The sequence below is a fragment of the Streptococcus handemini genome, from assembly GCF_040984445.1.
GTDB classification, from domain to species: Bacteria; Bacillota; Bacilli; order Lactobacillales; family Streptococcaceae; genus Streptococcus; species Streptococcus handemini.
Genome location: NZ_JBFRYH010000001.1, coordinates 23,249 through 42,275, shown reverse-complemented (window position 1 = coordinate 42,275; position 19,027 = coordinate 23,249). Strand labels below are relative to the sequence as shown.

At 40.8% G+C, this 19,027-nt stretch carries 18 protein-coding genes; 5 read left to right on the top strand and 13 right to left on the bottom strand.

The window, feature by feature from the left end; all coding sequences use genetic code 11:
* Positions 1–34 precede the first annotated feature (34 nt).
* Positions 35–1,519: a DUF1846 domain-containing protein gene (locus ABPH35_RS00220; RefSeq protein WP_349987869.1), complete on the top strand. Its 1,485-nt coding sequence runs from the start codon at positions 35–37 to the stop codon at positions 1,517–1,519.
* A 241-nt stretch (positions 1,520–1,760) separates the two neighbouring features.
* Here ABPH35_RS00220 and ptsP read toward each other — a convergent pair whose 3' ends face one another.
* Positions 1,761–3,494, bottom strand: a complete 1,734-nt coding sequence (ptsP, locus tag ABPH35_RS00215) for a phosphoenolpyruvate--protein phosphotransferase (protein ID WP_349987870.1) — start codon at positions 3,492–3,494, stop codon at positions 1,761–1,763.
* Positions 3,495–3,499: 5 nt separating this feature from the next.
* Positions 3,500–3,763: a phosphocarrier protein HPr gene (locus ABPH35_RS00210; protein ID WP_067088737.1), complete on the bottom strand. Its 264-nt coding sequence runs from the start codon at positions 3,761–3,763 to the stop codon at positions 3,500–3,502.
* 335 nt (positions 3,764–4,098) lie between these two features.
* Between ABPH35_RS00210 and nrdH the strand changes: the two genes are divergently transcribed.
* From nrdH to nrdF, 4 genes are all read left to right on the top strand, one after another.
* On the top strand, positions 4,099–4,323 hold the full coding sequence (gene nrdH / locus ABPH35_RS00205) for a glutaredoxin-like protein NrdH (RefSeq protein ID WP_349987871.1): 225 nt from the start codon (positions 4,099–4,101) through the stop codon (positions 4,321–4,323).
* Positions 4,324–4,356: 33 nt separating this feature from the next.
* Positions 4,357–6,516: a class 1b ribonucleoside-diphosphate reductase subunit alpha gene (gene nrdE, locus ABPH35_RS00200; protein WP_368849445.1), complete on the top strand. Its 2,160-nt coding sequence runs from the start codon at positions 4,357–4,359 to the stop codon at positions 6,514–6,516.
* A 213-nt stretch (positions 6,517–6,729) separates the two neighbouring features.
* Positions 6,730–7,092, top strand: a complete 363-nt coding sequence (locus ABPH35_RS00195) for a nuclear transport factor 2 family protein (RefSeq protein ID WP_349987873.1) — start codon at positions 6,730–6,732, stop codon at positions 7,090–7,092.
* Positions 7,093–7,122: 30 nt separating this feature from the next.
* Positions 7,123–8,082 carry a class 1b ribonucleoside-diphosphate reductase subunit beta gene (nrdF, locus tag ABPH35_RS00190; protein ID WP_349987874.1) on the top strand — a complete coding sequence of 320 codons (960 nt, stop codon included), beginning with the start codon at positions 7,123–7,125 and terminating at the stop codon, positions 8,080–8,082.
* A 255-nt stretch (positions 8,083–8,337) separates the two neighbouring features.
* On the opposite strand, the gene ABPH35_RS00185 is transcribed toward nrdF, so the two are convergent.
* The 11 genes from ABPH35_RS00185 to ABPH35_RS00135 form a co-directional block, all read right to left on the bottom strand.
* The gene (locus tag ABPH35_RS00185) at positions 8,338–9,006 is read right to left on the bottom strand and encodes a CPBP family intramembrane glutamic endopeptidase (RefSeq protein WP_349987875.1); all 669 of its coding nucleotides are present in this window, start codon (positions 9,004–9,006) and stop codon (positions 8,338–8,340) included.
* A gap of 10 nt (positions 9,007–9,016) precedes the next feature.
* A complete protein-coding gene (locus ABPH35_RS00180; RefSeq protein ID WP_349987876.1) occupies positions 9,017–9,754 on the bottom strand; it encodes a DUF3169 family protein in 738 nt (245 codons plus the stop codon).
* Positions 9,755–9,756: 2 nt separating this feature from the next.
* Positions 9,757–9,945 carry a hypothetical protein gene (locus ABPH35_RS00175; protein WP_349987877.1) on the bottom strand — a complete coding sequence of 63 codons (189 nt, stop codon included), beginning with the start codon at positions 9,943–9,945 and terminating at the stop codon, positions 9,757–9,759.
* Complete coding sequence (locus ABPH35_RS00170) at positions 9,942–10,139, bottom strand: hypothetical protein (protein WP_349987878.1); 198 nt, start codon at positions 10,137–10,139, stop codon at positions 9,942–9,944. Before ABPH35_RS00170 ends, ABPH35_RS00175 begins: the two co-directional genes overlap by 4 nt.
* A gap of 44 nt (positions 10,140–10,183) precedes the next feature.
* The gene (locus ABPH35_RS00165) at positions 10,184–10,390 is read right to left on the bottom strand and encodes a helix-turn-helix transcriptional regulator (RefSeq protein ID WP_154608279.1); all 207 of its coding nucleotides are present in this window, start codon (positions 10,388–10,390) and stop codon (positions 10,184–10,186) included.
* Positions 10,391–10,837: 447 nt separating this feature from the next.
* Complete coding sequence (gene alaS, locus ABPH35_RS00160) at positions 10,838–13,456, bottom strand: alanine--tRNA ligase (protein ID WP_349987879.1); 2,619 nt, start codon at positions 13,454–13,456, stop codon at positions 10,838–10,840.
* A gap of 19 nt (positions 13,457–13,475) precedes the next feature.
* Positions 13,476–13,847 carry an LURP-one-related/scramblase family protein gene (locus ABPH35_RS00155; RefSeq protein ID WP_349987886.1) on the bottom strand — a complete coding sequence of 124 codons (372 nt, stop codon included), beginning with the start codon at positions 13,845–13,847 and terminating at the stop codon, positions 13,476–13,478.
* Positions 13,848–14,119: 272 nt separating this feature from the next.
* Positions 14,120–15,094, bottom strand: coding sequence for a peptidylprolyl isomerase (locus ABPH35_RS00150; protein ID WP_349987880.1), 975 nt, complete (start codon positions 15,092–15,094; stop codon positions 14,120–14,122).
* 61 nt (positions 15,095–15,155) lie between these two features.
* The gene (locus tag ABPH35_RS00145; protein WP_349987881.1) at positions 15,156–15,875 is read right to left on the bottom strand and encodes an O-methyltransferase; all 720 of its coding nucleotides are present in this window, start codon (positions 15,873–15,875) and stop codon (positions 15,156–15,158) included.
* 273 nt (positions 15,876–16,148) lie between these two features.
* Positions 16,149–17,951, bottom strand: coding sequence for an oligoendopeptidase F (pepF, locus tag ABPH35_RS00140; protein WP_349987882.1), 1,803 nt, complete (start codon positions 17,949–17,951; stop codon positions 16,149–16,151).
* A gap of 56 nt (positions 17,952–18,007) precedes the next feature.
* Positions 18,008–18,976: a competence protein CoiA gene (locus ABPH35_RS00135; protein WP_349987883.1), complete on the bottom strand. Its 969-nt coding sequence runs from the start codon at positions 18,974–18,976 to the stop codon at positions 18,008–18,010.
* Positions 18,977–19,027: the final 51 nt, after the last annotated feature.

Below are 19,027 nucleotides of genomic sequence, written 5' to 3'. Positions count from 1 at the left end.
ACTTTTTATTATAATCTTAAAAGAGGTGAAAAATGTGAAAAAAATTGCTTTTGATTCAACGAAATACTTACAATTACAGCGTGACCATATTTTAGAGCGTATCCAGCAATTCGACGGAAAATTGTATATGGAATTTGGTGGAAAAATGCTGGAAGATTTCCATGCTGCCCGTGTTCTCCCTGGTTATGAGCCTGACAATAAAATTAAGCTCCTTCAAGAATTAAAGGAACAGGTTGAAATTGTCATCGCTATTAACGCCAGCAACATTGAGCATTCTAAAGCTCGTGGTGATTTAGGCATCTCCTACGACCAAGAAGTGCTTCGCTTGATTGATACCTTTAATGACTTGGGGATTTATGTCGGATCTGTCGTCATTACTCAGTACACCAACCAACCAGCTGCTGACGCTTTCCGTCACCAGTTGGAAAAAAATGGTATCAAGTCCTATCTTCATTATCCGATTAAAGGCTATCCGTCTGATATCGACCATATTATTTCTCCTGAAGGCATGGGGAAAAATGAGTATATCGAAACGAGTCGCAATCTGATTGTCGTGACTGCACCTGGTCCTGGTTCTGGTAAGTTAGCGACTTGTATTTCGCAACTCTACCATGACCAATTGCACGGTATCAAGGCAGGCTATGCCAAATTTGAAACCTTCCCAGTGTGGAACTTACCGCTCCATCATCCTGTCAATCTCGCCTATGAAGCAGCGACTGCTGACCTAGACGACCTCAATATGATTGATCCATTCCATTTGCAAACCTATGGCAAAACTGCGGTTAACTACAACCGTGACATCGAAGTCTTCCCTGTTCTCAATCGGACATTTGAGCGGATTTTAGCCAAATCGCCATACGCTTCCCCAACTGATATGGGGGTCAATATGGTGGGCTATTCCATTATAGATGAAGAGGCCGCCATTGCAGCTTCTAAAGAAGAAATTATCCGCCGCTACTACCAAACCTTAGTAGACTTCAAGGCTGAACGGGTTCCAGCATCTGCTGTGAAGAAGATTGAGCTCTTGATGAATGAAGTTGGTGTTTCACCGAGCGACCGCAAGGTGACCATTACTGCGCGTGAAAAAGCAGAAGCAACCGGTCAGCCAGCACTTGCCATTGAACTGCCAAATGGAGATATTGTCACAGGTAAAACTTCTGAACTTTTTGGTCCGTCTGCAGCTGTCATTATCAATGCTATTAAAAATCTCGCTAATATTGACAAGGCAACGCATTTGATTGAACCAGAGTATGTCAAACCGATTCAAAATCTCAAAATCAATCACCTCGGCAACCGTAATCCACGCCTGCACTCCAGTGAACTACTGATTGCCCTTGCCATTACTGCCATGAACAAGCCAGAAGCAGACCTTGCCATGAAACAATTAGGCAATTTGAGCGGTAGTGAATGCCACTCTACCGTAACCCTACCAGAAGAAGACCGCAACGTCCTACGAAAACTTGGTATCAACGTCACCTTTGACCCTAACTACCAGCACAATAAGTTTTATCATAAATGAGAAAATAGCTAGGCTAGACAAAGGCTCTATTTTGATTCAAAATAGAGCTACGATTCATATTAAAAAATGCATAGAATCAGGTTATTCAAACGTTGATTTTATGCATTTTTACTATACTGAAGATTTTTTACCCAGTCTTACACGATTGAAAATTCTGCAGCTCGTGAAAAAACAGCCCACTGGGCTTGACTCGCTCTCTTATTTCTTAGCTCGTGAAAAAACAGCCCACTGGGCTGTTTTTTTAATCAAAATTTACGTATTCTTTTTGTAAAGCTAGGACTTCTTCTGCTGTTGCACATTCTGTTAGCGCACGGTTTGCATATTCTTGCATTTTCGCAGTGTCTAATTGTTTCATCAGGCTGCGTGTACGAAGGACTGAAGTGGCACTCATTGAGAACTCATCCAAGCCCATACCTACGAGAAGCGGCACTGCTTGTTGGTCCCCTGCCATTTCTCCGCACATACCTGCCCATTTGCCTTCTGCATGCGCTGCTTTAATCACATTGTTGATTAAGCGAAGGATAGAAGGGTTATATGGTTGGTAGAGGTAGGAAACTTGCTCGTTCATCCGGTCGGCAGCCATGGTGTATTGGATAAGGTCGTTTGTACCGATTGAGAAGAAATCAACTTCTTTAGCAAATTGATCTGCTAACATTGCTGCTGCTGGAATCTCAATCATGATCCCCACTTGAATATTATCCGCAACTGGAACACCTTCTGCAATCAATTTTGCTTTTTCTTCTTCATAGATTGCTTTTGCAGCACGGAATTCTGTAATCAAGGCCACCATCGGGAACATAATCCGCAATTGACCATGGACAGACGCACGAAGAAGGGCACGTAATTGTGTACGGAACATTTGATTTCCAGTTTCAGAAATCGAAATACGAAGGGCACGGAAACCAAGGAATGGGTTCATTTCATGTGGAAGATCAAAATAAGGAAGCTCCTTATCTCCACCAATATCCATCGTACGAACGACAACTGGTTTGCCATTCATTCCCTCAAGAACAGCCTTGTATGCTTCGTACTGCTCATCTTCTGTTGGGAAGTCTTGCGAATCCATATAAAGGAACTCTGTACGGTAAAGACCAACAGCTTCTGCACCGTTATCGTTTACTCCCTCAACATCTTTTGGTGTTCCGATGTTGGCCGCTAGCTCAAAATGCTTGCCATCAGCTGTGACTGTTTTTGCATCTTTCAGCAAAGCCCATTCTGCCTTTTGCTTCGCATAAGCTTCACCAGCTGCTTTAAATGTTGCAATTTCTTCTTCTGACGGATTGATAATCACTTCACCAGTAATACCATTTACTGCAAGAACATCCCCGTCTTTAACAATTTCAGTAATGTTGTTTGTTCCAAGAACAGCCGCAATTTCAAGTGTACGCGCCATAATCGCTGAGTGACTTGTACGACCACCGATGTTAGTTACAAATGCTTTTACAAAGTTTTTGTCCAATTGTGCTGTATCAGAAGGCGTTAGGTCATGAGCAATGACGATTGACTCTTCTGAGATTGCTGCAGGATCCGGCAACCGAACCCCCAACAAATGAGCCAAGACACGTTTTGTCACATCGCGAATATCCGCTGCACGCTCTTGCATATATGGATTGTCGTCCATTCCTTCAAAAATGGCAATAAACATATCGGTAACTTCTGTCAATCCACTTTCAGCATTTACCTTTTTCGCACGAATCGTTTCTTTAATTTGACCGACCATCTCTGGGTCAGCAAGAACCATCAAATGGGCATCAAAAACCGCTGCCGCTTCTTCTCCAAGGCTTGCTACTGCGTTCTCTCGAATAACAGAAAGCTCGTTTTGTGACGCTTCTAAAGCAGCATCCAAACGAGCTTCTTCTGCATCTGTATTTGTAACTGTAACAGTTTCAAATGACAAATCTGGTTGAACGAGTAGATAGGCCTTAGCAACTGCAACACCATCAGATGCTGCAATTCCTTTAAGCATTTCTGTCATACTCCTTATGCCAAACCTTCCTTGTTCATTGTTTCAGTGATTGCTGCAATTGCATCGTCAGCATCAGCACCTTCAGCAGAGATTGTCACATCAGCACCTTGACCAACACCAAGACTCATCACACCCATGATAGATTTAAGGTTTACGGATTTGTCTTTGTAGTTCAAAGTGATATCTGAAGCAAATTTGCTAGCTGTTTGCACAAGCAATGTTGCTGGACGTGCGTGGATACCTGTTTCTGCCACAATGTGGAAATCTTTTGAAGCCATAGTTGGATTCTCCTTTATTTTTTCAATATTGAAGGTTATTTGTGATAACCCTTACAATGGTCATTATACCATTTTTTGAAATCATTTTCAAGAATTTTTTATCATTCTTTCAAAAATCATAAGGGAATCAAGCAGCTATTCCCTAGTGTTTTCTCCTCCAAAATGTGAAAAACTCTTGTAAAAAAACAGAAAACTCTAGCAAACGCCTTGACTATAGGGATTCATACCATATATAGTGTCTCATTCTCTGCTCAAGCACTATATTTAGTTTTTTCTGTTGACAATTTTAGTATTTCATTGTATCCTATATGGGTGATTAAAAAAAGGAGAACTGTATGATTACTGTTTATTCAAAAAATGACTGTGTGCAATGCAAGATGACCAAACGTTTCTTGGACCAGCATCAGGTTCCGTTCAAGGAAATCAACCTCGACGAGCAGCCTGAGTTTATCGAGCATGTCAAGAATCTTGGATTTTCTGCAGCCCCTGTCATCGAAACTGAGACAGAAAGTTTTTCTGGTTTCCAACCTGGAAAATTAAAAAATCTTGTTTCAGCCTAACGTCAAATGTAAATAGATAGAAAGAGTTACGATATGAGTTTAAAAGACTTAGGAGATGTTTCCTACTTCCGTCTAAACAATGAAATCAACCGTCCAGTCAATGGACAAATTCCACTTCATAAAGACCAAGAGGCTCTCAAGGCCTTTTTCAAGGAAAACGTCCTCCCGAATACCAAATCATTTGTAAACATTACAGAAAAAATTCAGTACTTATTAGAAGAAAACTACCTAGAAAAAGCGTTTTTAGAACAGTATAGTTCTGCTTTTATTGAAAAACTAGCTCAATTTTTGCAAAATCAGGATTTTCGTTTCAAGTCTTTCATGGCAGCTTATAAATTCTACAATCAATATGCGCTCAAGACTAATGATGGTGCCTACTATTTAGAAAGCATGGAAGACCGTGTCCTCTTTAATGCTCTTTATTTTGCAGAAGGCAATGAAGAGTTGGCGATGGATTTGGCAAACGAAATGATTCACCTCCGCTATCAGCCAGCAACACCAAGTTTCTTAAACGCTGGTCGTGCTCGTCGAGGGGAATTGGTCTCTTGTTTCCTGATTCAAGTGACAGATGATATGAACTCGATTGGGCGTTCCATTAATTCAGCACTCCAACTCTCTCGTATCGGTGGTGGTGTTGGGATTTCCCTCAGCAATCTACGTGAAGCAGGCGCACCCATTAAGGGATACGAAGGAGCTGCATCAGGAGTTGTGCCTGTCATGAAACTCTTTGAAGATAGCTTCTCTTATTCTAATCAATTGGGGCAACGTCAGGGAGCTGGTGTTGTCTACCTCGATGTCTTCCACCCAGACATCATCGCATTTCTTTCTACTAAAAAGGAAAATGCGGATGAAAAAGTTCGTGTCAAAACCCTATCTCTTGGAATTACCATTCCAGATAAATTCTACGAATTAGCACGTAAGAACGAGGACATGTATCTCTTTAGTCCCTACTCTATCGAGCGTGAATATGGTATTCCCTACAGCTACATTGACATTACTGAAAAATACGATGAATTAGTTGCTAATCCAAAAATTCGCAAGACCAAGATTAAGGCGCGCGATTTGGAAACAGAAATTTCGAAACTCCAACAAGAATCTGGCTACCCTTATGTCATCAACATTGATACAGCTAACCGTAGTAATCCGGTAGACGGCAAAATCATCATGTCTAACCTTTGCTCAGAGATTCTTCAAGTTCAGACTCCGAGTGAATTGAACGATTCACAAAAGTACCTCAAAATGGGAACCGACGTTTCATGTAATCTTGGCTCAACAAATATTGTCAATCTCATGAAATCACCTGACTTTGGCCGTTCTGTCCGTACCATGACACGCGCTCTGACCTACGTAACAGACCACTCTCATATCTCAGCTGTCCCGTCTATCGAACATGGTAATAGCCAGGCTCACTCAATCGGACTGGGTGCGATGGGACTACATAGCTTCCTTGCCCAAAACTTGATTGATTACGGATCAGCTGAAGCTGTTGAATTTACCAACATCTACTTTATGCTCCTCAACTACTGGACGCTCGTAGAATCGAATAACATTGCTCGTGAACGCAAGACTACCTTCCACAACTTTGAAAAGTCAAAATATGCAGACGGTTCTTACTTCGATAAGTACATCACTAGGGAATATCAGCCTCATTCTCCTCGTGTCAAAGAACTCTTTGAAGGAATCTTTATACCAAGTGGAGAAGATTGGACAGAGCTTCGTGATAAGGTACAGGCAGACGGTCTTTACCATCAAAACCGCCTTGCCGTTGCTCCAAACGGCTCAATCAGCTATATCAATGATGTTTCTGCTTCTATCCACCCCATTACGCAACGGATTGAAGAGCGCCAAGAAAAGAAAATCGGTAAAATCTATTACCCGGCCGCAGGTCTATCAACTGAAACTATTCCATTCTACAAGTCAGCTTATGATATGGATATGCGAAAAGTTATTGATGTCTATGCTGCTGCTACTGAGCACGTTGACCAAGGGTTGTCCTTAACCCTCTTCATGCGTAGTGATATTCCACAGGGTATCTACGAGTGGAAAACTGAAAACAAGCAGACCACGCGTGATCTTTCAATCTTGCGCAATTATGCCTTTAATAAAGGTGTTAAATCGATTTACTACGTCCGTACCTTTACAGATGACGGCGAGGAAGTTGGCGCAAATCAATGTGAAAGCTGCGTCATCTAGCATACACGACGAGGTTGGGAAAAGCCCCAGCCTTGTTATACTTTACAGCCTAAACAGCTTAACACCTAAATCATGAAAACTAGAGGAGTGGGTCAAATGAATTTCATTGAAGTTGGAATTAAGCTACTACTATCTTTTTCTGCCGTTAAAATTTCCATTATTAGCTGTAAAATATGATATAATGAAGAGGATTGAAAAATCTGGGAGGAAGCTATGTCTCAATTAGACAAGAACAAGCAAGCTGCTATCAATTTCTATAAAATAGCCTTTGAGAGCAATCCCGCAAAAGCTGTTGCAGATTACGTAGGCAGTGAGTACCGTCAACACAATCCCCATGTGGAAGATGGCCCTAGCGGTTTCATTGCTTATTTTGAGCGTATGCAGGCAGAATATCCAGAAAAATCTGTTGAGTTTGTTCGTGCAATCGCTCAGGAGGACCTCGTTGCCCTTCATACTCATCAAATCTGGGGAGAACCGGACATTTTCCGCTTTGATGAAAATGGTAAAATTGTCAAACATTGGGACAGTATCCAAGAAGTGATAACAGATACTAAATCTGGCAGAACCATGTACTAAATTGAATCAAATCGAACTGAGGAGAAACAAATGAAAACCTACTACGAAGCCATAAACTGGAACGCTATTGAAGATGTCATTGATAAGTCAACTTGGGAAAAATTGACCGAGCAATTCTGGCTCGATACACGTATTCCTCTCTCTAATGACTTAGATGACTGGAGAAAGCTCTCTCACAAAGAAAAAGACCTCGTCGGAAAAGTCTTTGGAGGATTAACGCTTTTAGATACTCTCCAATCTGAGTCTGGTGTGGATGCCCTTCGCAAAGATGTTCGAACTGCTCACGAAGAAGCCGTCTTCAATAATATCCAATTTATGGAATCGGTCCATGCAAAATCCTATTCATCTATCTTTTCAACCCTCAACACCAAGGCTGAAATTGATGAGATTTTTGAGTGGACCAATACCAATCCTTATTTGCAAAAAAAGGCTGAAATCGTCAATGAAATCTACCTGACTGGCTCTCCACTTGAAAAGAAAGTAGCCAGCGTATTTCTTGAAACCTTCCTCTTCTACTCTGGATTCTTTACACCACTTTACTATCTTGGAAATAACAAACTCGCCAACGTAGCAGAGATTATCAAACTCATCATCCGCGACGAATCAGTCCATGGGACCTATATCGGCTACAAATTCCAGCTTGGATTTAACGAATTATCTGAGAACGAGCAAGACAAGCTTCGAGAATGGATGTATGATCTCCTCTACACTCTCTATGAAAACGAAGAAGGCTATACAGAGAGCCTCTATGATGGTGTTGGTTGGACCGAGGAAGTCAAGACCTTCCTTCGTTACAATGCCAACAAGGCCCTCATGAACCTAGGACAAGATCCCCTCTTTCCAGATACCGCAGACGATGTCAATCCAATCGTCATGAACGGTATCTCGACCGGCACCTCCAACCACGACTTCTTCTCTCAAGTCGGAAATGGTTACCTCCTCGGTAGCGTAGAAGCCATGCAAGACAATGACTATCTCTATGGTTTATAAACAAAAACGACTGGAAAGCATTTTCCAGTTCTTTTTTATCCCAATAGCCAACAATACTTCTAAAAAATAGAAAAAGTTTTTTAATAGAGAATGTAAGATTGGAAAGCAAGAGAGCAGTTTTTCAATAAAGATTGCGAGACTTGACACAAATACTCATAAAACTTCAAAAAAGGTTGATTCTAATTAACTATCAAGTAGACTATGTACTGTGAAAAAGGTGAGCCGAAAAAAAGAAGTGAATTCTCTCACTTCTTTTTATAATAAAATCATCAAAAAGGATAATAGATTATTGGCAAAATGTAGTCCGACAGAGTAACGTAAGTCTCGTTTTGCCATATACAGCCATCCTAGACTCACTCCCATAGTAAAATAGATTAAAAAGTCTGATACCGTACGTGGTCCATGTGCCAAGCAGAATAGAGCACTGCTCAAGATTAAATAGAAAATAATGCTGGTCTTTTTGGTCAAATTTGGAAAGAAGTAACCTGCAAACACACTTCTAAAGAGCAATTCTTCCATAATGGGTGCAAAAACGACAACTGCAAAGAAAGAAAAGAGAGGCTGTGACGAGATACTTTGTTCTACAAGCTGTTGGTTATCGCTAGGAGGAACTGGAAGAACCAGTTGCACAACAATGAGTAGGATAAATAAACCGATTGGATAAAGGATATTAGACATCCATGGTTTTGGCAGTTCAATTGTAATGTCTTTTTTGCTATAGACATACTTCCAGTAGAGATAGGACATTGCTGTCAGAAAAACTAGACCAATTACTCCAAAAATCGGCACCATGCTCTCTGCCCATTCAGCAGGTATATCAGGTCTCTGATGTGCTACCATCTCAAACGTTAACAAACCGGCTCCATTTAAGTAGACATATAGAGCTAAAAACCATAAAACAACGCGAATAAGTATTTTTTTCATCTTTTTCTCCTTATTTGAAGTAATTTTTAACTTGCTGAATCCCTCTGAAATTAATATAAATATGGATAAAGGCGACAATCAGAAAGGCTATCAGCTGAAATTCTTGTAACATCATAGAAATAATAGCAATAAGTGGATACAAGACTGGCAAGACAATTTGATTCAGTTGAAAGAGAGTCATAAAGCTATTTTCATAATTTGCCTCTCGCTCTCCCTCATCGTAACTCCTTACTAAATTCAAAGCATCTTCTGGCATGGTGAATCTAGGAAAATCATAGTTCCGTACAAACCTCAGCGTTTTTTGAAGATTTTTCAGAAGAAAGAACAAAACCAAGTACAATAGCACAGGTATCATCATACTCAGCCAATGAGTAAAATGAATTGTCACCATGTATAGGCTACCAAAGAGAGAAAAAATCATACTGATTGAAAAGATATTAAAGGCAATCGTTCCATATTCCAACTTCTTAAAAGAAGAGGTGTAAAATGTGTCCATGCCTTCTTCGTCATCCTTTTCTTCTGCCTTTTGATAAGCAATCATATCTCGACGACTGTGGCTGAGGAAATACCATGTCAAACCAGCCAATAAGATACTTGCTACTTGAGCAAGGTACACATATCCGTCTAAAATTAACAATGGGCGTATAACTTCTTTAAATGCAACACCTTGTGCAATTCCTTTACCAAAAAAATAACCAATCAATCCACACACAAATAGAAAACCAACTGTACGTAATCGTTTCTGCATTTTCATTCCCTCACCCCATTATCTTTACCAAAAGCATTCCCCATACTTGCTACAAGCCCAGCAATGATGAGCCAATCTTCTAACTGAAAAACGTAACCCATTAAACATCTGACCAACATTGCAAGCATTCCAAGAATCCAGCTTGCTTTGAGTACCATTCTGCCTGTAATAACGATTTCATTTTTCTTCATTTTTGATTTCCTTTGCTGTCTTCTTCTATCAGCAAGCAAGACAGAGCTGATAGGATAATGAGAAATTCGTTTGTCACATCATAGTTTCCTGCAAAGACTTTCCCAGCTACATAGCCCATCATAAATAGTCTAAATAGCAACGCGACTACTTTAAAAGATATCTCATTTCCTGCTTGAATCTGTTTCTTTTTCATATTATTTCTCCTACTCTCACTCTACTTCATGCTTGATGGAAGAACTATTCTTCTTCCTCTAAGCGAAAGACTTGCTCCAAGGGTTCATTGAAAATTTGGGCAATTTTAAGGGCAATGATGACAGATGGGGTGTACTCTCCCCGCTCAATCAAGCTAATGGTTTGTCTTGAAACTCCAGCTTCCTTTGCTAGAGCCGTTTGGTTTAACCCATCTCTGGCTCGTAATTCCTTGAGCCTATTTTTGAGTATCATGCATGCCAGCTCCTTTCTTTAAAAACACTTTTATTTTTTTGATAAAAGCAAATTCCTAGCCCCATTAGTAACACTGGAAAATAACAATCTTCTCTCCCAAATCCTGTATGTAGCACCTTAATGAGAAGAATTAAACTTGCTGTTCCAAAAAATCCAAATAAAAAACTTGTCAGAACTTCCTGTATGTTTTTTAGTTTCATATCATTTTCTTACTTAACTTGATTTTATTGTAACACATCTTTTTCTTTTTGACAAATATAGTTGTCAAAAAGTTATGATTTTTGTCAAAAAGATAATTATTATAGTCAGAATAGCTATTTTCTTTATCGGTGAAAATACTTCTTTCTTGCTAACTAGATAACGAAAGAAGCTCTTTCTCTAGTTTCTACAGTTCGTTGAAGATAAAAAAGAAACTAGGGGCTTAATCCTAGTTTCTGGCGTATTCAATTATAGGTGACTACCAACTGCGGCTAACAGTTTTCCGATTGCAGAAGCATCGCTTCCTCCTGCCATGGCCATGTCTGGTTTACCACCACCGCGACCAGCTACGATTGGAGCGAGTTCTTTAATCAGATTTCCTGCATGGACATCCTTGGTCTTGCTTGCGACAAGAACATTGACTTTTTCACCGATAGCCGCCACTAGGACCAAGACATCTGAATAATCTTTTTGTTTCCAGTTGTCAGCAAAGGTGCGTAGTGCTCCCGCATCTGACACTTCGATTTGGCTAGCAATATAGCGCAGACCATTTGCTTCTTTGATATCTTTGAAAACATCACCAGCCGCAGTTGCTGCTGCTTTTTCTTTTAAGGCTGCATTTTCTTTTTGCAATTCACGCAACTGTTCTTGCAGGCTTGCAACCTTGTTTGGTACTTCCTTGATTTGTGGCGCTTTAATGGTTGCAGCGACTGCTTTGAGCAATTCTTCTTCTTCGCGGTAGGAAAGGAAAGCTTCACGGCTAGTTACCGCTACGATACGACGTGTTCCAGAACCGATTCCTTCTTCTTTTACAATCTTGAAGAGACCAATTTCAGCGGTATTTGCCACGTGCGTACCACCACACAATTCGATAGAATAATCACCGATAGTTACAACGCGAACTTCTTTGCCATACTTTTCACCAAAGAGAGCCATGGCCCCCATTTCTTTCGCCGTGTCAATGTCCGTCTCGACTGTCACGACTGGAAGGGCTGCCCAGATTTGGGCGTTGACTTCTTCTTCGATACGACGGAGTTCTTCAGCTGTTACTGCTTCAAAGTGGGTAAAGTCAAAGCGTAAGAATTCCTGCTCATTGAGAGAACCCGCCTGCGTTGCATGCTCACCGATGACATGGTGAAGAGCTGCATGCAACAAGTGAGTCGCTGTATGGTTTTTCATGACGCGATGGCGACGATGCGTGTCAATCGCAAGTGTATAGATTGCTCCTGTACGCAATTCTCCAAGCACTTCCGCAGTATGAAGCGGCTGACCATTTGGTGCTTTTTGGACATCTTTAATACGAGCAACAAGCTGACCAGTTTCATCGATAATAGCACCGTGATCTGCTACCTGTCCACCCATTTCCGCATAGAAAGGAGTTTGATCAAAGACTAACAAGGCTTCACCACTTGCTAAGCTATCCACACGCGCATTGTCTGCAATCATAACCACTAGGCTTGCGCTCAGTTCGTCTGCACCATAGACAAAGGTAGACTCTTCCGTAATACCTGCAAGGGTCTCATTTTGCATGCCCATTGAGCCGCCCTTGACAACAGACGCACGTGCACGCTCTTGCTGCTCTTTCATGGCTGTTTTAAAGCCTTCGTGGTCGATGGCAAATCCTTGATCTTCTGCTAATTCTTCGGTCAATTCAACTGGGAATCCGTAGGTATCATAGAGTTTGAAAATATCTTTTCCTTCGAGGGTTGATTTTCCAGCTTCTTTCAACTCAGCTAACAATTCATCCAAATGGATTGAACCCGCATCAATGGTGCGTGCAAAGGTTTCTTCTTCCCGTTTAACAATTTTTTCGATAAATTCATGCTTTTCAAGCACTTCTGGATAGTAACTTTCCATGATGTGACCGACTGGCACGACTAATTTGTACAAGAAGGATTCGTTAATGCCCAAGCGGCGACCATGCATGACCGCACGACGAAGCAAACGACGAAGGACATAGCCACGTCCCTCATTTCCAGGAAGCGCACCGTCACCAATCGCAAAGGAAAGGGCGCGAATATGGTCTGCAATGACCTTGAAGCTCATGTTGTCCCCGTCTGGATTATAGCTTTTACCAGATAGTTTTTCTACTTCACGGATAATCGGCATGAAAAGGTCTGTTTCAAAGTTGGTCTTAGCCCCTTGGAAAATGGCTGCCAAACGCTCCAAACCTGCACCCGTATCGATGTTCTTGTTAGGCAATTCCTTGTACTCAGAACGTGGTACTTCTGGGTCTGCATTGAATTGGGAGAGTACAATATTCCAAATCTCGATGTAACGGTCATTTTCAATATCTTCTTCTAAGAGACGAATGCCGATATTTTCTGGGTCAAAAGCTTCTCCACGGTCAAAGAAGATTTCTGTGTCTGGTCCAGAAGGTCCCGCACCAATTTCCCAGAAGTTGTCCTCAAGCGGAATCAAGTGACTTGGGTCAACCCCCAGAGCAAGCCAACGGTTATAAGAATCCGTATCGTCTGGATAATAGGTCATATAGAGCTTTTCTTTTGGAAAAGCAAACCACTCTGGGCTGGTCAACAGTTCAAAGCCCCACTCGATTGCTTCATCGCGGAAATAATCTCCGATAGAGAAGTTCCCAAGCATTTCAAACATGGTGTGGTGACGGGCTGTCTTTCCGACATTTTCAATATCGTTGGTCCGAATGGACTTTTGAGCATTGGTAATCCGTGGATTTTCAGGAATCACTGAGCCGTCAAAATATTTTTTTAGGGTTGCTACCCCAGAGTTAATCCACAAGAGAGTTGGATCGTTGACTGGGACGAGATTAGCAGAAGGTTCTACGGAATGTCCTTTTGACTTCCAGAAGTCCAACCACATTTGACGAATTTGTGCACTAGATAATTGTTTCATTTTTCCTATTTCCTTTCCTTTACGTTGCGGCATTTGCCGCTGCTCTTTGTATCTCCTTAACGTAATCAATTGCAATAACCAAAGCAATCGTAACATCTGCATACGCATCTTCATAGACCGTAACTTGGTAGGTCGAGGTCATCCGAAACCATTCCTGATCAATGCGGGCAATGGTTACACCATTATGGAGCAAGTCAAACTTCATATCCCAAAAATCACCAAGAACTTCAAGAGCTAGATTCTCAATTTCATAACGAGAATTGAACCAAGAGAATTTTCTTTGAATGGTGCTGACAACCTTTCCACCAGCATTATGAATCTCAAAGTTTTTAAACCATTTGAAAACACTACCTTCGACTTGATAACAGAGTTGGCCTCGGTTATCTTTTATATCAAATTTGACACCCTAGGACCAAAAACGTTGTTTAATCTTAAACTGTTTCATCCTAGACCTCCAAAAAGAAAAAACAAGAACACTAACGAAGGGCGAAAAACCGCGGTACCACCTTCATTCAATGAACTTGTCATTCTCATTTTTTATGCAATTGTCATGATTAAGTAGCAAGATAGTCTACCTTATATGGCTCGCACCGACCGCCAATTCTCTGAAATAAGGGGATAGAATACCCATTCTTAATCTTATTTATCTTTTTCTGAACTTGATTATTTGGTTTCAGAACTGCTTGATGCTTCAGTTGAAGAAGCTGAACTTGAAGAGCTTGAAGAATCTCCAGTTGGAATGTATTGCGACAAAATACCTTGGAAGGCTTGGTCTTTCACTTTAACATTGGCTTTCTTGAAGACTTCTGAAATCACATTTTTCACATACGTTGCATCAGCTTGTTTTGATTTGATAAAGCTATCTTTCAAGATATCTTTGTACTCTTTCCAGTCAGCAGCTTTTTCTGATTTGGAATTCAACTTCACGACATAGTAGCTGACTTGATAATTTGAAAGATTGACGCTTTTGACAACGGAAGCTCCTACTTGACCATTGTTTAGGGCAAAGACTGCTGTCTTCACTTCATTTGGTACAGTTGTAGAAGTTGAGTCAAATTTAACTGTTCCACCATTTGCTTTGGTTTCAGCATCGGTTGAGTTATCTTTTGCCAATTGTGCAAAATCTGCACCTTCAGCCTGTGCCTGAGCCAAGACTTCATTTGCTTTTGCTTCATCTGCTAATTTAATGATTTGAGCAGTTACTTCTGGGGTATAAGACTCGAAAGCTTTTTGATATTCTTCATCTGTTAATTCTTTTTCTGCTTTTTCTTTTATAGCAAATTCAACTAACTTATTGGTACGAATTTGTTGTTTGTAAGTCTCTTGTGTTAATCCTGCTGAAGCCAAGGCTCCTGCAAAGGATTCACCGTAGTTCTTTGCCATCTTATCATATGCTTCATCTACTTCTTTTGCAGAAACTTCTTTTCCGTACTGCTCCTCAAAAACATCGCCAATTACCATTGATAATAGTGTTTGCTGCGCTTGCTGATTTGTTTTTACACGCTCATAAAACTCTGAAACGCTGATTGTGTTTCCTTTCATCGTGACAATATCTTTGTCAGATCCATTTGCACAAGCCGCAAGTGTCACAGCTGCAAACAAGGTTACTGCTCCTGCTAGAATTTTTTTAGTCTTCATTCTGAATTGCTTCTCCTTTTTTATTAACTGTACCATTATACCACATTTGCTTAAAAAATACTTAATTTTCTTCTGTAATTAAATGGACTGTTTCTACATTTTTTCTAAGCATAAGCAAGCCATCGCTCATGGAAACCAGACTAGCTGTCAAGTCCGGATTATCCAATGTCGCATCGAACAATCGCTGCAAACCTCGATAAATCGTTCGCTGACCACGACGGACTTCCATAATATCACGCGCCACATCACCACCTTGAAAAATATCGTCCAGAATAATCAATCCTCCGACTTTTACTTTCTTCAAGACTTCTGGCAAAAAGACAATGTACTTCGACTTAGCAGAATCCATAAAGACGAAATCGTAGCTATCATCTGCTAAAGTCGGCAACACATCCATGGCTTCGCCTTCTACTAATTCAATCTGATTTCGCTTGTCATATTTGGCAAAATTTTCCTTGGCAAGGCCAATCATCTCTTCATTGCGATCAATAGTCGTAATCTTGGAAGTCGGGCTATTTTCTGCCATTAACAAAGCAGAATAGCCAATAGCTGTCCCAATTTCTAAGATAGTAGCAGGCTGCAACACTTGCATGAGCAAACGGAAATAAGCTGTTGTCTCGTGAGGAATAATGGGAATATTTTCCTTGCGAGCAAAGTCTTCTAACTCTTTTAAAAAGCCTGTGTTTTGCGCCTGACGTGTCCGCATCATCTCCACAATTTCTTCCTTTACTACCGGCCGGCGCATATTGTGGTTTGCGTTTTTACTGTATGATTCTACCATTTTTTCAGTATATCACAAGGGATTTTTGCGGTCAACTGATACTCTTTGGAAATCAGAGCACTATCGCTTACCGTACAAAAAGGCTGAGAAAAATTTCTCAACCTCATTACATTTTAGAACCTGTATTCATAAGCGAAGTCATTCTAATCGGGAACTTATTTTACGATAATCAAGACGTTTTTTGAAGGAATACTGACTGTATTTCGTAAAAAGCAACGATGAGTAACGAAAAATAAGCCCTGAATAGAGTTGCTGAGCTGTGAATACAGCTTCTTACAGGTGAACACCTTTTTCAACCAATGCTTCTAGCTCTGTCAAACGAGCTTCAAAGACCTTGAAAGCATCGTTCAAGTAATCTTCTTTTGTCATATCCACGCCAGCTTTTTTGATGACATGTAATGGATAATCTGAACTTCCTGCCTTGAGGTAATCCAAATACCGTTCCTTGTCTTCTGGACTGCCATGCACAATCTTATGAGAGAGGGCAGAGGCTGCTGCAAAGCCTGTCGCATATTGATATACATAGAAATTGTAATAGAAATGCGGAATGCGGGCCCATTCAAATTGAATTTGTGGATTTTCCTCAGCAGACAAACCGTAGTATTTCTCATTAATTTCACTATATAAGTGATTTAAAAACTCAGCTGTTAATACTTGACCTTCTTGATCGGCTTTGTAGATGGCTTGTTCAAACTCAGCAAATTGTGTCTGACGGAAGACTGTACCACGGAAGCCATCCAAGTAATGGTTGAGAATAGCAAAGCGCGTCTTGTCATCTTCGACTTCTGACAATAGTTTTTCTGTCAGGATATTTTCATTGGTCGTAGAAGCAATTTCTGCCAAGAAAATAGAATAATGACCATACACATACGGCTGATTCTTACGTGTAAACATGGAATGAAGCGAATGACCTGTCTCATGGATTAGGGTATAGAGATTATCAAGTGTATCTTGCCAGTTCAAGAGCATGAAGGCATTAGTATCATAAGCTCCTCCAGAGTAAGCTCCTGAGCGTTTTCCTTCATTTTCATGAACATCAATCCAACGATTTTCAAAAGCTTCCTTGACTTGGGCACTATATTCATCACCGAAAATCGTTAAGGTATCCGCAGCTTTTGCCAAAGCATCTTCGTAGGTGAATTTGTAATCTACATCTGAAAGCGGTGTGTACATATCGTACATTTTCAAATCGTCAATTCCCAATAATTTCTTCCGCAAGTTGATATAACGATGTAAGAGTGGCAAATGTTTATTGACAGCCTCTACTAAGGTATCGTAAACAGACTCCGGAATAAAGTTTGCAGACAAGGCTGCATGACGAGCGCTGTCGTATTTGCGCAAGCGAGCTTTTAAATTATTGACTTTGACATTGGATTGCAGGGTCTTCGCATAAGTGTGTTGGAATTGCTCATACGTGCTATACAAACCTTCATAAGCTTCTTGACGAACGGCACGGTTGCTTGATTCCATAAACGAAATGTAACTGCCGTGTGATAGGGGGACCAGATTTCCCTCTTCATCTGTGATTTCTGGGAAACGAATGCTAGCATTATCAAGAACAGCAAAGGTTTCTGATGGTGCATCAAACACCTCACTTGTTGCAGCTAATACTTCTTCCACTTCTTGAGATAGGACATGTTTCTTTCCTGCTAATAATTTCTCAAATTGGTGGCTATACTGTTGCAAAGCTGGTTCTTCTTCCATGAAAGCTGCTAACTGCTCTTCTGTCGCTTCTAAGAATTCTGGTTCATAGAAGGCAAAGGCTTGTGAAAGGGTTGAATAGAGTCCCAAAGCCTTAGCCTGAAATTCTTGGTATTTTCCTTCACGTGTATCTTGGTCATTTTTCATGGAAGCATAAACATAAAGAGTCTCCATACGGCGCATGAGCTCTAATTGAGTTTCACTAATCTCTAGTAAACTCTTTGCTGAATCAAGCAGGTGACCAGCAAATCCTGTTGTCTTTTCTACATCGGCTTGTAAGGCTGCTAATTCGCCTTCCCAGGCTTCATCTGTTGGAAAAATCGTGGTCAAGTCCCACTGGTATTTTTCTTCAATTTCACTACGTTGTTTTGTCATAATTGATTTACCTCCGTACAGACTATTTTACCATAACCAAAGGAGTTCTTCTAACGTTAAATCGATTGTGAGAGATTTTTCCTTAATTTTATGTGATAAAATGCTGGAGAGTAGAGATACTGCTCTGTCTTACAGTCCAATTGTTGATAATATTCCCAAAAATGAGCATAATAAGCAGACAAATCTTGCTCAATTTGGGCAAATCCGATTGTCGACTCAGGCAGACGAATCTGAGGGTAAAAATCATCTAACGACTGAGTAAGAAGATTGTCTCCCTTCTGATAGAGTTGAGCTTGAACTGCCATCCATTTTGGGGATTGATGATACAACTGGCGAGCTAGATACTCCAGCAACTGCCCATCTGGCTTGCCTTTTAGTACAGATACTTTTTCCCCTTGATACGGAAAACGCAATACCGTCAGGAGATTCCCAACTCCTAAAGAAAATTCCTGAGTCAAGCATTGCACACGTCCATGCAAATCCTCATGAATAAGATAACGCAAGCGTATTTTGTCACGATCTCTATCCAATTCCCAGAGAAAAAAACCTACGTGGGAACTAAAATAGAGAAATTGCTTTTGCAGATTTGTCAAACGCTTCTTTAACCATAAATCCTTTCCCAATAGCCAAAGAACACGGTAACCGGCATGCTGATAAGAATGCGTCCGCTCTTGTAATCGCCTAATTGGTAGACTCGAGCATTGGACCTCAAGAGCCAGCTTATCCCCAATAAAAATATCCGCAATTTGCTCAATCTCTGGCAATCGCTTTTCGAGCTCTGCTTGACTGTGCTTTCTAGCCCACTGATACAAACTTGTCTTCAAATGAAGATGTTGTTCTGATTCGTTTTCTGAAAAATAATGGCAATTTTTCAATGATACATGAGCAAAATGGGATCGAATGACTTGCCCGTTGCGTAGGCGAACAGGTCCACCACAGCCAGGACAGAAGAACGCTCGACCTGCTACTGGTTGCTCTTCAAGCAAGTGAATCGATTGTCCTTGTTCATTTTTTGCAACTAACATAGGCCCTCCTCCTACCTATTTATTCGCAAAAAGATGGAACTAGCATCAAAT